This is a genomic window from Malonomonas rubra DSM 5091 (assembly GCF_900142125.1).
Lineage (GTDB): Bacteria > Desulfobacterota > Desulfuromonadia > Desulfuromonadales > Geopsychrobacteraceae > Malonomonas > Malonomonas rubra.
Genome location: NZ_FQZT01000001.1, coordinates 543,963 through 558,762, shown reverse-complemented (window position 1 = coordinate 558,762; position 14,800 = coordinate 543,963). Strand labels below are relative to the sequence as shown.

Sequence of the window (14,800 nt, the reverse complement as noted above, 5' to 3'; positions counted from 1 at the left end):
CCCTTCCTATAGTCTTGTTCGCCTGAGTCGGGGGCGGTTCCGGCGCAACAAAATCGGTTGTGAGCAAACTGAAAAGCGGTTTGTTTTTATAAATATTTATCAGGAGAGATGAGAATGGGAGCGACCTACAAAGTAGCAGTTCTGCCCGGTGACGGTATCGGGCCTGAAGTTATGGCCGAAGCACTCAAGGTGCTCGATGCCATCGAAAAAAAATACGATGTCAGCTTCGAGCGGACGACCGCAAATGTCGGTGGCGCTGGTATCGATAACGAAGGCAAGGCGCTGCCCGACAGCACTGTTGAAATCTGTAAAGCATCCGACGCCATCCTGTTCGGTAGCGTTGGTGGGCCCAAGTGGGAAAGCCTGCCGCCGGATGAGCAACCGGAGCGCGGCGCGCTACTGCCGCTGCGTAAAATCTTCGGCCTGTTCTGCAACCTGCGGCCGGCGATCATTTTTCCGGCCCTGACTGGTGCGTCCAGCCTGAAGGAAGAAGTTATTGAGGGCGGGTTCGACCTGCTGGTCGTGCGTGAGCTGACCGGTGGCATCTACTTCGCTGAGCCTAAGGGTATCGAAGGCGAAGGTGCTGCCCGTACCGGTTTCGACACCATGAAGTATTCTGACGCCGAAGTTGAGCGCATCACTCACGTTGCTTTTGAGGCGGCCCGCAAACGCGGCAAGAAGGTTTGTTCCATCGACAAGGCGAACGTGCTGTCGACTTCGGTGCTCTGGCGCGAAGTGGTTGAGCGCGTTGCCAAAGAGTACCCGGATGTTGAGTTGTCCCACATGTACGTTGACAACGCTGCCATGCAGTTGGTCAAGTGGCCGAAGCAGTTCGACGTGATGCTTTGTGGCAACATGTTCGGTGATATCATCTCCGACGAGGCGGCCATGCTGACCGGCTCTCTCGGCATGCTGCCATCTGCGTCGCTGGCGGAAGGTTCCTTCGGCATGTACGAGCCGTCCGGTGGCAGCGCCCCGGATATCGCTGGTCAGGGTATCGCCAACCCGATCGCCCAGATCCTCTCGGCATCGATGATGCTGCGTTACTCCTTCGGCATGATCGAAGCGGCAGACGCCATCGACGCTGCTGTTGAGAAAACCCTGAACGACGGCTATCGTACCGGTGATATCTACCAGGGGACTGCTAGTGAGAAGAAGGTCAACACCGCCGAAATCGGTGATGCCATTATCGCTCGCCTGTAAATAGTCAAATAGGCCGAGCGGAAAATTCGTTCGATTTTTACCTGAGGCAGGGGGCGGTTACCGCCCCCTGTTTTGTTTTGCTGAAACGTGCCTTATGCCAACAGCGGAAAAAACATATCCCGGTGTTTACTGCGACGGCGACAGCTGGCTGCATCGGTTCGATGCGCGCTTGAAGCTGCTGCTGTTGTTGGTTGTGGTAGTCAGCCTGTTTTCAGCCAGTTCCGGCTGGCGCCTGTTGCCGCTGCTGCTGCTCTGGTTACTGGCGGCACGCGGCTGCTCTCGGGGGTGGCGGAATGGTTTGCGTGTGGTCGCTATGCTGCGCTGGTTGTTGCTGTTCACGCTGCTGATGCATCTTTTCTTTACCCCCGGTCGTACCCTGTTCGGCACCAGTTGGTTGTCTCTGGATGGTTTGCTGCGAGGTTTACTGATCGACGGTCAACTGTTACTGGCGGTATTATTTTCCATGCTGCTGGCGTGGACTACCCGGCCGGAACGATTGGCCTGGGCGTTGACCTCTTTACTGTCTCCGCTGCAACGTTTGCGCGTGCCGGTGCGTGAAGCTGGTGGTATGCTGGTTCTGGTCCTGCAATTTTTTCCGTTGATCCGTGAAGAAGTTGCCGTTTTGCAGCCCGAGGCGCCAGCGGAAAAAGGTTTGGCGGGGATAAAAGCGCGGGCAGGGCTGGTTGCGCCGCTGTTGTTGCGCCTTGTCGACCGGGCCGATCAATTGGCTGTCGAGATGACTGCGACTGAAAACAATCAGCCGGGTGTCTCGGTTCATGATCGTCGACTGACCCGTTTTGACTGGTTGCTGTTCGCCGCAGGGGCCATTTTTCTTATTGTGCTTTGGACGCTGTAATATGGCAAGAATCAAGCTGACGATAGAATATGATGGCACCGACTATGTCGGCTGGCAGGTGCAACCGAATGGAGTTTCTGTGCAGCAGCAGGTCGAATCGGCTTTGCAGCAACTGCTCGGTAGTCCTGTTCGCGTGCACTCATCCGGTCGCACCGATGCCGGAGTACATGCTCTGGGTATGGTCTGTCATCTCGATACGCAGCGAGACTTGCCGCTGTCAGCCTGGCGGGATGGGCTGAACCGGTTCCTGCCCATAGCGATCGCTGTTCGCCAGGCAGAGTTTGCCGCCGATGATTTTCATGCCCGCTATTCGGCCAAGGGTAAACGTTATCGTTACACTTTGTTGCGCGATGATGTACGTTCGCCGTTGCAACGCCGGACCAGTTGGCAGGTTCGGCAATCTCTCGATCTTCAGTTGATGACGTTGGCGGCGCAGACGTTTGTCGGTGTCCATGATTTCGCCGCCTTTCGCACCAGTGGTTGTGCTGCAGAGACAACGCAGCGGGAAGTTTTTGCTGTTGAGATGATCGAAGAGGGCAGGCTGTTGCATATCGATATCAGCGGTTCCGGTTTTTTGAAGAACATGGTGCGCATGATGGTCGGTACCCTGGTCGAGGTCGGGCGCGGTAAGCGGCCGCCGGAAGACGTGGCTAAGTTGTTGAAAAACGACCGACAAATCAAGCCTGCCCTGACGGCTCCGGCACAGGGATTGTGTCTGCTTGAGGTGTGGTATTAAGCGCTTGAAATAGTGTTGAAATTTTCTGCGATTCAGGCTGCAGAATTCCCTTGACAGCAGCAGGTCTTTCGGATAGGTTTACCGCTTTGTGAGCCCCACAACCCCTAAAGTACGTAAAATCTGGAGAGGAACGCGATGAGCACTCAAATCGCTAAAGAGCAAGATATTAACAGAGAATGGTATGTAGTCGACCTGGAGGACGTAGTTCTCGGTCGTGCTGCAACTGAGATTGCCCGTGTTCTGCGTGGCAAGCATAAGCCGATTTACTCCCCGAGTGTTGACACTGGTGATTTCGTTGTTGTGCTGAATGCCGACAAAGTCAAACTGACCGGCAACAAGCTGGCTGACAAGAAATACTACCATCACACTGGCTACCCAGGCGGTATCCGTGAGATCAACGCTGAGAAGCTGCTGGCCAAGAAGCCTGAAATGGTTCTGCAGTCCGCAGTCAAGGGAATGCTGCCCAAGAATCCCCTGGGTCGCAAGATGTTTAAGAAACTCAAGGTCTACGCCGGTGGCGAACATCCTCATGCCGCCCAGCAGCCTAAAGAACTGAAGATTTAGGAGATAGCTAGATGGCTGAGCAGAAGTTTTACGCAACTGGTAAAAAGAAAACCTCGATTGCCCGCGTCTGGATGAAGCCGGGTAATGGTGAGATTGTTGTCAACAAGCGCAGCATCGATGAGTACTTCGGTCGCGCAACCTCGAAGATGGTGGTTCGCCAACCGCTCGAGCTGACCGACAACGTGGGCAAGTACGACATTTACGTCAACGTTTGTGGCGGTGGTGCTTCCGGTCAGGCTGGTGCGATCAAGCACGGCATTACTCGTGCCCTGCTCGAGATCGACCCTGAGCTGCGCGGTACCTTGAAAAAAGCTGGTTTCATTACCCGCGACAGCCGCGTCAAGGAACGTAAAAAATACGGTCGCCGCGGTGCACGCCGGAGCTTCCAGTTCTCCAAACGTTAAACGCGACGGACTGTTTCGACAGTCGCATTGTTCGATCAAAGAGGGAAGCCGTTACCGGTTTCCCTCTTTTTTTATCTGTTGTCGACAATGTTCTTTGCTGGCGTTATTATGCCTATCACTTTTTCTGTAAATCCCTTTTTGACATAGACAGGAGGCAGCTATGTTGAGGGTTGCTGTAGTTGGTGCCAGTGGTTACACCGGCGTTGAGTTGATCCGGCTGCTGGTCGGTCATCCTGAAATTGAAATATCCTCTGTTACCTCCCGGCAGCACGAGGGTTTGCTGATCAGCCAAGTGTTCCCTTCTCTGGCCGGGTTCTGCGATCTGATCTGCGAGCCGGTCGATATTGCTGCAATTGCAGCCAAGTCCGATCTGGTGTTCACCGCGTTGCCGCATAAGTCGGCGATGGAAGTTATTCCCGGATTTCTCGAGGCGGGTTGCAAAGTTGTGGACCTGTCGGCCGATTACCGGCTGAAGGATCAGGCAGTTTACGAGCAGTGGTACCAGGAACACAGTAGCCCGGAGTTGCTCGCTGAGGCTGTTTATGGCCTGCCGGAGCTTTTCCGTTCCGAGCTGGCAGGTGCGCGACTCGTGGCGAATCCTGGCTGTTATCCGACCAGTGTCGCTCTTGGCCTGGCGCCTTTGCTGAAAAACGATCTGATCGACCCGGCAACCTTGATCATCGACAGTAAGTCGGGCACGAGTGGCGCCGGGCGTTCTGCCAAGCAGGGCAGTCTTTACTGTGAGGTCAATGAAGGGTTTAAGGCCTACGGTGTTGCTGCCCATCGGCACACTCCCGAGATCGAGCAGACTCTTTCGACCTTGGCTGGATGTGATGTCGCTGTGAACTTCACCCCGCATCTGCTGCCGATCAACCGCGGCATCCTCTCCACCATGTACGCGACACTGCGTAAAGATCAAACGAGCGAGGACTTGATCAACCTCTACCGGCAGACTTACGCCGACGAGCATTTCGTGCGGGTCACGCCAGGTGGTGAGCTACCAAATGTCGCTTATGTTCGCGGGACTAACTTCTGTGATGTCGGCTTGGTCAGTGATCAGCGTACCGGGCGGGTGGTCGTGGTTTCGGCCATCGATAACTTGGTGAAAGGTGCTGCCGGGCAGGCTATTCAGAATATGAACCTGATCTGTGGTTTTACGGAGCAGCTTGGACTGGGAATCGTGCCGCTTTTCCCCTAGTGTTTTTTAACGAATAATCGTAATATTATCAGTTAATTTTATTCGTGTACGAAAAGCGGAGGAACCCCTATGCTGACTAGCGGCCATACTGTTGGCGACTACCGGATTGTCAAGCCGCTCGAAGAAAATCAGCTTTTCACCACCTATCAGGTGACCGGCCCGGTTGTCGAGACGGCCAAGCTGTTGCTGCTCGATGTTGAGCAGCTGGTTGATAAAAAGTCGCGCCAAGCTTTTATTGCCCAGGCGCAGCGTCTCTGTGGTCAGTCATTTCCCGGTATCTGCAGCCTGCTGGCAGCTGACAGCAATGATGAATACAGTTACTGTGTTTATCCGCTGGCAAAAGGCACCTCTGTAAACGAGTGGCTGGAAAAAGGTTTTTCGCTTCGCGAGTCTCTGGAGCTGGTGCGGGCGACCGCCAATTCGCTCAGCCCGGCGCACGAATCGGGTCTCTGGCATGGTGCGCTCTCACCGGCAACCATCCTTCTTGATCAGCAAGGTGTTTATTTAGACCAGTTTGCCCTTGCCAGCCTGCTGCAGCTTGATTTCAACTCGGGGATAGATCCCCGCTACAGCAGCCCGGAGTTGGTGCGCGGTGAGCCGTTGAGCCCTGCGGCGGATCTTTATAGCCTGGGAATCCTGCTTTGTCGGCTGCTGACAGGCAGTGAGCCGTTTGTTGGTGACGAGCCCTTTGCGACTGCCATGTTGCACCTGCAGCAGCAGGCAGAGCCGTTGCCGACAGAGTTGGCCTTGCTGCAGCCGTTACTTGATAACCTGCTGCTGCCGGTTCCCGGAGATCGCTGGAATGCCGATCGACTGATCGCTGAAATTGATCAATTGCTGCAACTGCCGGAAATCGATCTTCTTTCTTGCCCGCAGCCTGCGACCGAGAATGAATCGGTCGAGCAACCAGCAGAGGACAAAGATTTGCTGGCGCCGCAGGAGGAGATCGAGCAGACAGTGATTGAAGCGGTCTCCGAACAGTCGGATATGGCCGCCCGGATAGAACAGCGCCTGCAGCAAAGGGCCGAGGCATTGCAGCAAAGCGCAGATTTGACGCCTGACAATAAACGGGCCAGCAGCGCACGGATGTCAGCTATCGGCCAACAAAGTTATCGGAAGTCGCAAAATATGAATTCATATCAGACGCAGAAAACTGGCGGTCTCAGCCGATTTGTCCTGCTCGTTGCTCTTGGTATTGCAGTTGGAGTTGCGATCTATCTGCTGCTCTTCTCTCCGCAGAATAAACAGGCACAAGTAGATGGTGCCGAGCAACAGGCGTTGCTGGATGGTTTACAGCAGGGTAGCCTACAGCTTGCCGTTGGCGATACCACCACTGCAGAGCAGACCTTTGTCGCTCTCGCGCAGGACTATCCCATGGCTCCGCAGCCTTATAACAATCTGGCTGCGATCGCTGCTTCGAGTGGAAACCTGGAGCAGGCTCGCGAATTGTTGGAGCGGGCGATGGCGACGGACCAGGCGTATGCCACTGTTTACCGCAACCTGGGAACGGTTTATTCCGAAATGGCACGCGATTCCTATGGTCGTGCACTGCAGTTGGAAAAAGGCGAGCAGGTCGTCAGCCTGCAGCTGTTCGGTGGTGATCAGCTGATGACATTCAATGCAACTGCAACAACGACGGAAAAGGGAGAGCCGGCAGAAGAATCTCAAATTGTCGCAGCTGTTAAGCCCGAGGTTGTGCCACCGGCACCGGTGGTTGATGAACAATCTTCTGCTGTTACCGAGGTTCCAGAAGAAGAACCGGAACCGGTAGTTGAACAGGCTGAAACCGTTGTTGTCGAATCGATTGATGTTGCCGCAGAAGAGGTTGTGGCCGTATCGCGAGAGTCTGCTGAGGAGTTTCTTCAGCGTTGGGCGCTGGCCTGGTCGAATCAGGATGTTTCCTCCTATCTGGCTTTTTACTCCGACCAATTTTTACCCTCTTCCGGTATCGGCCTGGAGGAGTGGGAGCTGCAACGGCAGACGCGCCTGACTCGACCGAAGACGATTGAAGTGACCCTGAGCGATTTTTCTCTGCTCCGTGAGAGCGGCGATCAACAGCAGATTGAAGTGACCCAGGAGTATCGCAGCGATCGTTATCAGGATCGGACACGTAAGCGTTTTGACCTGGTACAGACTGAAGACAGCTGGTTGATTGTCCGTGAACGATCTCTGGGGAGAGCGCGTTAATGATCAAGCGGTTTTCCATCACGCTTCTGATTCTTATCTTACTCGGTTTTACCGGGGTGAAGGTTGGTGCGCTTTGGTCGGACAAGTCCCTGCCGCCGGATGAGTCTGTTGAGCTTCCTGTCGTCAGCGTCGTCGATGAGCAGCAACGCTGGATCGATTCACTAGATGCACAGCAAGGAGCTCTGCTGCAGCGCCTCGAGAGTCGCTTGCAGCGCAACCAGGATGATTTTGAGGCCAGATTGTTGAAAGCGCTGCTGTATTTCCAGACCGGTCGGCTGGAAACGGCGATCAGCGAGTTACAACAGTTGACCGAAAATGCTCCGAAGTTTCAGCTTGCTCACCTGGTTCTGGGTGACCTGCTGCTGGCCCGCTTCGATCAGGTTGGGTCGATCGGCGCAAGTTCGCTGTTACAGGACATCGGCAGCGATAAGGAAGCACGTATTGAACAATTGCGCCGTGAAGCTCGTGCCCGCTTGAAAGGCTATCTTTCCCTTGTCCAGGGGGTTGAGGTTCCATCGGCTCTTTTGACCTTAAGCAATCAGACCGAATATGCGCTGGTTGTCGATAAAAGCCGGAACCGTCTTTATATCTATCGCAACATAGGTCCCGGGCTGCCGCCGGAACTGGTGGATGATTTCTACATTGTGCTGGGGAAAAAGAGTGGTGACAAGTATCACGAAGGCGACCTGCGAACACCGAACGGGGTCTATTTTGTCACCAGCTACCTGCCGGATGAAAAGTTGCCGCCGCTTTATGGGAGCGGAGCTTTTCCGGTCAATTATCCGAACGAGTTTGACCGACGCCTGCGCAAGACCGGCAACGGCATCTGGTTGCACGGCACCGACAAATCCCTTTACAGCCGGCCGCCCCTCGACAGTGAAGGCTGTGTGGTGTTGACCAACGAAGAGTTCACCCGCATCGAGCAATATGTCGAAATCGGCCGGACGCCAGTGATTATCAGCGAAGAGGTGCAGTGGTGTGACAGCCGCGAGTGGCTTGATCTCAATATCGAAATCCAGGCGACCCTTGAGCGTTGGCGGCAGAGCTGGGAGGAGACGGATATCGAGAACTACCTGTCCATGTATTCCGATTCCTTCTGGACTGGTCATCATGACATCGATAGTTGGCAACGCTATAAAAGACAGGTTTTTGCCGGGAAAACCTTTCAGAAAATTGATTTGAGCGATATTTCTCTGCTCGGCTATCCGAAAGTGGCTGATGCCAAACCGATGGTAGTGGCCAACTTTCGGCAAGGCTATCGCTCCAATAATTACAACGGTGAAATGCGAAAGCGATTGTATATGATTAAGGACCAGGGGCGCTGGAAGGTACTTTACGAAGGTCGCCAGTAGGGTCCAACGAGGAGGAGTGTGATATGCGTAGCCCGATGTTATTGGTTGTCCTGGCTTTGTTGTTTGCCACAGGCAACAGCAGCGCAGCCAGTTTTAACATCCGCAATGATGGCACGGTTCTGGACCGTGAAAGTGGCCTGATCTGGCAGCAGCAGAGTTCGGAGAAGATGCCCTGGCTGGAAGCAGTCCGCTACTGCAACCAGCTGGAACTGGCCGATTCACGGGGCTGGCGTCTGCCCTTTCGTGACGAGTTGGTATCGCTGGTCAACAACGTCGGTGCTGGACAGTATCTCGATAATTCTGCTTTTGCTGATATGGCTGCCGAAGTCTACTGGTCCCTCAGCCGCGAGGAGCAGCAGCCGGACCAGGTCTGGGGTGTCAGCTTTGCCGACGGCAAGGCCTACATGTTTGATCGTCACGATTTCAGCTTCAGTGCCCGTTGCCTGATTGAAACGGCCGAAGCAGTCTATCTGCCGTTACTCAATAAGTGGCGGGGGGCCTGGTCGGCGCAGGATGTCGAAGGTTATCTTTCCTGTTACGGCCAGGAGTTTGCTCCAGAAAAAGGGACGCGGGAAGAATGGGCCGAACAACGTCGTAACCGCCTGCTGAAACCGAAGTCGATCGAGGTGACGGTATCGAATATCAAGGTGCTGTCGGAGCAAGGCAACCGGGCAGAGATCCGTTTCCGCCAGAGATACAAGTCGGACAATTATGCCGATGAAGTTGTCAAGGTGCTGACTCTCGGACTCGAGCGGGGCGAACTGGTGATTGTTGCTGAGCGGACCATCTCGAAAGTGAAATAGTTTTTTCTGCAGAAATGCTGACGAAAGGCTGGATCCCGTGGGATTCAGCCTTTTTTTGTGCTCTGGCTCTGTTGCTGCTGTAGCTCCGGTGACCAGCCGACGCAGGTGTTGCGCCCCAGTTTTTTGGCTGCGTAGAGCGCCGTGTCAGCGAGGTTCATCAAATCGTAGATGTCACTGCTGTCACCGGGGAAGTGAGAAATGCCGATAGAAATTGTCAGGCGCTGGCCTGGTTGGCTCTGGTCGGCCCCGGGGAAGAACTCTTTTTCAATGCAGACACGCAGCTTCTCGGCGACCGAAAGGCTGCTTTCTTTATCGCTTTTCGGTAGTAGCAGGACAAATTCTTCACCACCGAAACGTGCGACCAGGTCGACGCCGCGGGTGTTCTGCATCAGCAGCGTGGCAACCTTTTTCAGCACGATGTCGCCCTTCAGGTGACCATGAAAATCGTTGTAGCGTTTGAAATGATCGATGTCGATCATCAGGATGCTGAAGGGGTTGTGCTGGCGGCGTGACTGGGCCAGTTCTCGTAAGAGGAATTCCTGGAACTGGCGTCGGTTGGCCAAGCCGGTCAACTCGTCTGTTGCTGAGAGAGTTTTGGTTTTTTCGTACAGACGGGCGTTTTCGATGGCGATCGCGGCCTGACTGGCAATCGCCTGGGCAATCTGTTGTGAGGTGCTGCTGAACCCGTTGACTTCATTCTGGTGCAGATTCAGGACGCCGATCAGGCGATTCTGCACTGTCAGTGGCACCGAAAGCAGTGAGCCGGAGCTGATAACCTCATTGCCGTACAGCGGCTTGTTCGCTTCCTTGTCGATGTCAGCTATATAACAGGTTTGCTGCTGTAGGGCGGCGCGGCCTGCATGCCCCTCTCCCAGTTCGGCACGAATCGATTTCAGGTCGATGCCGTACAGCCCCTGTATTTTGACTGCCGTCAGCTTGTCGTCTGCCGGTTTGAAAATATAGAGCACGCAGAGGGAGCAATCGAGCGTGTCTTTCAACGCCTGGATAATGCGTTCGTAGAGCAACTGTTGATCAAGAGATGAGACCAGCGATTGGGCAATCTTGAACAAGCCGGAAAACTGCTGGTTCTGCTCTTTCAGGCTGACAGAGCGGCTCTCCAGCTCAAGGTTACTTTTCCGCAGGTGACGGTTGTGTTCTTTGAGTTCCTCATGTTGTTTAAGCTGCTCGTTCAGATCGGTAATCTGCTGTTTTTGTCCACTGATACGGTCGAGCAGGTGGTTGCAGGCGTGGCAGAGCATGGTCAACTGTGAATGGTTATGCTTTTCAATCGGCACCCGGTAGTCGTCGTCACCTTGACTGACTTTTTCATGGGTTGTGACAAGTGCCTGCAACGGGCTGAAAAGGCGGATCAACAGAGAGCGGAACAGGGTGATGCAGACCAATAAACTGAGGCCGATGATTGCCAATAAATAGATACGGTGCTTGCTGATCAACAGGTCGATGGCCGAAAGCGATTGACTGGTTGCCAGCAGGAAGACACTGTCGTGACCGAGCGGGAGTGCCGTGTAGTTGATCAAGGTTGCCTGCGGATATTCGCTGAACGCTGCGTGGGACGTGCCGGAAAGGATTTTGTTCAGAATCGGTTCCGAGAGTGCCGGTAACTCGATCTCTGTACCACTGCTTTTTGCCAGTAACCGCCCTTGGCGATCAAGCAGCATAAAGTTCCCCTCATACCGCTCGGCCAGTAAGTCGAGATGTTGTGAGTCTAATGGGTGTTGAAGAAAGAGAAAAAAGTTTTCCGTTAACCGCCTGGCCGCTGCCAGCATCAAACCTTGACCGGGGGCCGGCAGAACGCTGATATAGGTGGAGTGGTTGTGCAGGCTTTTCTCCAGCAGAATGCGTTGGCTTTGTGGCAGGTCGGGATCATCAAAACGGATCAGGCTGACGTGAAAATGTTGATCGTATGGCGCCAGAGCTTTTTCGATGATTGTGGAGGCCTCTTGCGGAGGTTCGATCTGCGCTTCGCTGTTGAAAACGAGCAGGTGCTCAATGTTTTTAAAATCTGCGTAGGCCTGCTGCTGAATATGTTGCAGTCGTTGTTTGCTGATGTCGATCAGGCCGCCATGCAACAGCATGCTGGAACCGAAAGATATTGCCATCGCCAGTGTCAACAGGAGCAGGATGTAGGGCAGCAGCACCTTCTTCAATAAAGAAAGATTCGCGTAGCGGATTTTTTCAAACACGATATCTCTCCATTACAGCTGGTTTGTTTTGACCAGTTCCACGAAAGCTTTTGCCACTTCCGGATCAAACTGAGTCCCGCTGTTGGCTTCAATCTCGCTGATTGCAACACTGGTCGGCATGGCGTTGCGGTAAGGGCGATCTGATGTCATGGCGTCGAAGCTGTCCGCAACCGCCAGAATGCGCGATTCCAGCAGGAGGTGCTGGCCAGTGATACCGAGTGGGTAACCGCTGCCATCGAAGCGTTCGTGATGCTGACCGATAACTTCCCGCACCCGCGCCATGAAATGGATTGGTTCAAGGATCCGCATGCCGATCAGGGGGTGCTGACGGAGACGGTCGACATCATCCAGTGACAGGGTTTCGACTTTGTGCAGCAAGGAATCATCGATGCCGATCTTGCCGATATCGTGCAGAATTGCGGCCTGTTCCAGGTCGCGGAAGGCGCTTTCGTTCAGGTTGAGCTTATGGGCGAGGGCAACCGAGTAGCGGGTGACCCGTTCTGAATGGCCGCGGGTGTAAGGATCGCTCGCTTCGATGGCAGAAACCAAGGCCTGAACCGTGCTTAAATAAGTACTCTGCTGCTCTTCGTAAAGGCGGGCGTTTTTGATTGCGACGCTCGCCTGTGCAGCAATCGTCGAGAGAATTTCAAGATCCTCTTCATAGAAAAGAGATTCATCCCTCCGGTTGGCGATGGTGATGGTGCCGATGACCTCATCCTGGGTAAACAGCGGCGCACAGATGACAGTGTCGCGAGCGAAGCCGAGCTTACTCATACGGGAGAACTCGCGTGCGTCCTCGATCCGTTTGATCAGCAGCGGTTCGCGATTTTCGATCACCCAGTGAGAGACACCTCCCTGGATCAGCTTGATACTCATTTCCGGGTCGAAGAAGCCGATCGGAACGCCGATGACATCTCCGATGCGCAGAGTGTTGTTGACTTTGTCGTAAAGCAGGATGTAGCCAACGTCTGCGTGCAGTGATTCCAGTGCCTTTTCCAGTAGCAGGTGAAACAGGTTTTTTAGTTCCATGGTCGAATTAATGACCAGTCCCATTTCGTACAGAGTTGACAGCCGGTTGACCGCTTTGGCCAGGGTTGTGTTGCGGTCTTCGAGGTTGGCTGCCAGGTCTGAGATGCGGAAGTTGGCGTCCTCGACTTCGTGGACCCGCTCTTCAAGTGTACTGTTCAGGTTTTCTATCTCGTTGAGGCGCTCTTCCAGTGTCATATGCATGCTGTCGATTTTGTCTTTATGCCGTAATTTTTCCTGATCGGCAGCGCGTTCTCGTTCAGACAAGACTGTAGTATTCAGCAGATGCTTCAACCCCTCAACCATCCGGTTGAATTTGTTGGAGAGAAGTGCCATTTCGCGCGAACTGTGGATGCTGGTTGAGGCAGCGTCAAAGTTACCCTGTTCCAAGTGGGTCATGGCGGCAGTCAGTTTGCGGATAGGAGTGTCGACATAATAGAGAACGAATCCGACCAAGCAGATGATCATGACCAGCAGCAAAGAGACAGACGTGAAAAAGCTGGCTTGCTTCCCCTGTTGCTGTAACGACAGCAGGGATTCGAGGCCGAGGTGGGCGCTGAAAATTCCGAGCAGCTCCTTCTCGGCTGGATGGCACTGCCTGCATTCGGCAGTGTTGCGAATCGGCAGGGTGGTGACGAAGTGAGTTCCATCGGTTTCTGCCAGCCCGAAATCGCTGGGATTGTTGCGGAAAGTTATCAGGTCGATGACAGGAACAGTGCGGCCTATCTCGGTTTCGTTGGCGGAGAAAAGGATGCGCCCGCTCTGGTCGAAAATTCGCGGCTCATGGACGGTTGGCTCTGTGGCTATTTTCTGTAACGCCACAATGACATCCTGGTTCCGTCCGGAGAGCATGGCGCTGGTCAGGCTGTTATGGATAGTGCGCGCCAGAATGCGGCTGTTCTGGCCTACCATCTGTTTGACCATCAAACTCTGGGTCTGCACATTATGCCAGGTTGCGACGGTTACGGCAGCAATAGTGATCAGGATCGTGATCCCGAGGATTTTGATTTTAAGCGAATTCATAAAGGCAGTGACAATCCAAAATCAAACAACTGGAAGGGAGCTATAAGCAACATTATAAGTGTTGATAATACGTTATTTATATCGCAAAAAACATCATTTTTAACGCATCGTCCAAGCCAGCGGAGCTGCGACCGAAAGCGATTGACATCGGTTTTTGATTATGATTTTCTAGGTCGCTGGTTTTTAACGTTCGGATCATTAGAATGCAGCTGACAGATTTCGATTTTTTACTCCCGGAAGAGCTGATTGCTCAACAACCTGCTGCGCGGCGCGATGCGTCGCGTTTGATGTCTTTAGAGCGGCAAACCGGGCAGGTGACCTGTGGTGATTTCAGCGATTTGCCGAGTTTTTTTCGCCCCGGCGACCTGCTGGTCTTAAACGACACCCAGGTGATTCCTGCGCGACTGCTCGGGCAGAAACTGACCGGTGGCAAAATTGAGATTTTCCTCGTCCGGCGGGATATGCAGGCAGAAACCGAGGACTGGTTCTGCCTGACGAAAAGCTCGCGTGCGCCGAAGCCGGGCGCCGAGGTTTTGCTGGGTGACAAATTGCGGGCAACCGTGCTGGAAGAAGCGGAAGAGCCCTATCGCCGGGTGCGCTTTGAGTGCGATGGCGATTTTATGCAGCAGGTCGAAGCGATCGGCCATCTGCCGCTGCCGCCATACATCAAGCGTGAGGATGATCAGAACGACCGCTCCCGCTATCAGACCGTGTTCGCGCGGGAAAAAGGGGCTGTTGCAGCGCCAACCGCCGGGTTGCATTTTACCCCGGAGGTGCTCGACAAATTGCGGGCAGGTGGCGTCGAGATTCATTCGCTGACCCTGCATGTCGGCCTCGGCACCTTTTTGCCGGTGCGGGTCGATGATGTCACTGAGCACAAGATGCACAGCGAGTTTTATAACGTGCCGCAAGAAACTGCAGACGCTGTCAATAAGGCAAAACTGGAGGGGCGACGGGTCTTCGCTCTCGGTACTACCAGTGCACGGACTTTGGAAACTGCAGCGACCGATGAAGGGATGTTGCAGGCCGGTTGTGGGGAAAGTGATATTTTTATCTATCCCGGCTATCGCTTTAAAATTATCGATGCACTGATCACCAATTTTCACCTGCCGAAATCGACCCTGCTGATGCTGGTGTCGGCTTTCGCCGGGCGTGAGTTTATACTTTCAGCCTATCGTCGTGCCGTTGAAGAGCGTTTCCGCTTTTTCAGTTACGGCGATTGCATGCTGATTTATTAAAAGTGA

The 14,800-nt window shown here is 54.0% G+C and carries 12 protein-coding genes; 10 read left to right on the top strand and 2 right to left on the bottom strand.

The features are described from left to right. Positions 1 to 114: 114 nt before the first annotated feature. The 9 genes from leuB (at position 115) to BUB13_RS02470 (ending at position 9,303) form a co-directional block, all read left to right on the top strand. Positions 115 to 1,203, top strand: coding sequence for a 3-isopropylmalate dehydrogenase (leuB, locus tag BUB13_RS02510; protein WP_072905195.1), 1,089 nt, complete (start codon positions 115 to 117; stop codon positions 1,201 to 1,203). A 94-nt stretch (positions 1,204 to 1,297) separates the two neighbouring features. Then, a complete protein-coding gene (locus BUB13_RS02505) occupies positions 1,298 to 2,059 on the top strand; it encodes an energy-coupling factor transporter transmembrane component T family protein (RefSeq protein WP_072905193.1) in 762 nt (253 codons plus the stop codon). Between the two features lies 1 nt (position 2,060). Next, entirely contained in the window at positions 2,061 to 2,795 is a 735-nt protein-coding gene (truA, locus tag BUB13_RS02500; protein ID WP_072905191.1) for a tRNA pseudouridine(38-40) synthase TruA, read from the top strand. Positions 2,796 to 2,930: 135 nt separating this feature from the next. Beyond that, positions 2,931 to 3,359, top strand: coding sequence for a 50S ribosomal protein L13 (rplM, locus tag BUB13_RS02495; RefSeq protein ID WP_072905189.1), 429 nt, complete (start codon positions 2,931 to 2,933; stop codon positions 3,357 to 3,359). Between the two features lie 11 nt (positions 3,360 to 3,370). Next, complete coding sequence (gene rpsI / locus BUB13_RS02490; RefSeq protein WP_072905187.1) at positions 3,371 to 3,763, top strand: 30S ribosomal protein S9; 393 nt, start codon at positions 3,371 to 3,373, stop codon at positions 3,761 to 3,763. Positions 3,764 to 3,923: 160 nt separating this feature from the next. Further along, complete coding sequence (argC, locus tag BUB13_RS02485; RefSeq protein ID WP_072905185.1) at positions 3,924 to 4,961, top strand: N-acetyl-gamma-glutamyl-phosphate reductase; 1,038 nt, start codon at positions 3,924 to 3,926, stop codon at positions 4,959 to 4,961. Positions 4,962 to 5,030: 69 nt separating this feature from the next. Further along, on the top strand, positions 5,031 to 7,148 hold the full coding sequence (locus BUB13_RS02480) for a L,D-transpeptidase Cds6 family protein (RefSeq protein ID WP_072905183.1): 2,118 nt from the start codon (positions 5,031 to 5,033) through the stop codon (positions 7,146 to 7,148). Next, positions 7,148 to 8,500 carry a L,D-transpeptidase Cds6 family protein gene (locus BUB13_RS02475; protein ID WP_084091674.1) on the top strand — a complete coding sequence of 451 codons (1,353 nt, stop codon included), beginning with the start codon at positions 7,148 to 7,150 and terminating at the stop codon, positions 8,498 to 8,500. The genes BUB13_RS02480 and BUB13_RS02475 overlap by 1 nt, the downstream gene beginning before the upstream one ends. A gap of 23 nt (positions 8,501 to 8,523) precedes the next feature. Next, a complete protein-coding gene (locus BUB13_RS02470; protein WP_072905181.1) occupies positions 8,524 to 9,303 on the top strand; it encodes an Lcl C-terminal domain-containing protein in 780 nt (259 codons plus the stop codon). A 44-nt stretch (positions 9,304 to 9,347) separates the two neighbouring features. On the opposite strand, the gene BUB13_RS02465 is transcribed toward BUB13_RS02470, so the two are convergent. Both BUB13_RS02465 and BUB13_RS02460 read right to left on the bottom strand, forming a co-directional pair. After that, positions 9,348 to 11,507 (bottom strand): sensor domain-containing diguanylate cyclase, encoded by a 2,160-nt coding sequence (locus tag BUB13_RS02465; protein ID WP_072905179.1) that lies wholly within the window; start codon positions 11,505 to 11,507, stop codon positions 9,348 to 9,350. A gap of 12 nt (positions 11,508 to 11,519) precedes the next feature. Continuing rightward, positions 11,520 to 13,556 (bottom strand): HD domain-containing phosphohydrolase, encoded by a 2,037-nt coding sequence (locus tag BUB13_RS02460; RefSeq protein WP_072905177.1) that lies wholly within the window; start codon positions 13,554 to 13,556, stop codon positions 11,520 to 11,522. A 203-nt stretch (positions 13,557 to 13,759) separates the two neighbouring features. On the opposite strand from BUB13_RS02460, the gene queA reads away from it, so the two are divergent. After that, complete coding sequence (queA, locus tag BUB13_RS02455; RefSeq protein ID WP_072905175.1) at positions 13,760 to 14,794, top strand: tRNA preQ1(34) S-adenosylmethionine ribosyltransferase-isomerase QueA; 1,035 nt, start codon at positions 13,760 to 13,762, stop codon at positions 14,792 to 14,794. The last annotated feature ends 6 nt before the right edge of the window (positions 14,795 to 14,800 follow it).

Excerpts from the sequence above, each read along its gene's own strand:
- leuB (WP_072905195.1), top strand. The coding sequence starts at position 115 with ATGGGAGCGACCTACAAAGTAGCAGTTCTGCCCGGTGACGGTATCGGG.
- BUB13_RS02505 (WP_072905193.1), top strand. The coding sequence starts at position 1,298 with ATGCCAACAGCGGAAAAAACATATCCCGGTGTTTACTGCGACGGCGAC.
- truA (WP_072905191.1), top strand. The coding sequence starts at position 2,061 with ATGGCAAGAATCAAGCTGACGATAGAATATGATGGCACCGACTATGTC.
- rplM (WP_072905189.1), top strand. The coding sequence starts at position 2,931 with ATGAGCACTCAAATCGCTAAAGAGCAAGATATTAACAGAGAATGGTAT.
- rpsI (WP_072905187.1), top strand. The coding sequence starts at position 3,371 with ATGGCTGAGCAGAAGTTTTACGCAACTGGTAAAAAGAAAACCTCGATT.
- argC (WP_072905185.1), top strand. The coding sequence starts at position 3,924 with ATGTTGAGGGTTGCTGTAGTTGGTGCCAGTGGTTACACCGGCGTTGAG.
- BUB13_RS02480 (WP_072905183.1), top strand. The coding sequence starts at position 5,031 with ATGCTGACTAGCGGCCATACTGTTGGCGACTACCGGATTGTCAAGCCG.
- BUB13_RS02475 (WP_084091674.1), top strand. The coding sequence starts at position 7,148 with ATGATCAAGCGGTTTTCCATCACGCTTCTGATTCTTATCTTACTCGGT.
- BUB13_RS02470 (WP_072905181.1), top strand. The coding sequence starts at position 8,524 with ATGCGTAGCCCGATGTTATTGGTTGTCCTGGCTTTGTTGTTTGCCACA.
- BUB13_RS02460 (WP_072905177.1), bottom strand. The coding sequence starts at position 13,556 with ATGAATTCGCTTAAAATCAAAATCCTCGGGATCACGATCCTGATCACT.
- queA (WP_072905175.1), top strand. The coding sequence starts at position 13,760 with ATGCAGCTGACAGATTTCGATTTTTTACTCCCGGAAGAGCTGATTGCT.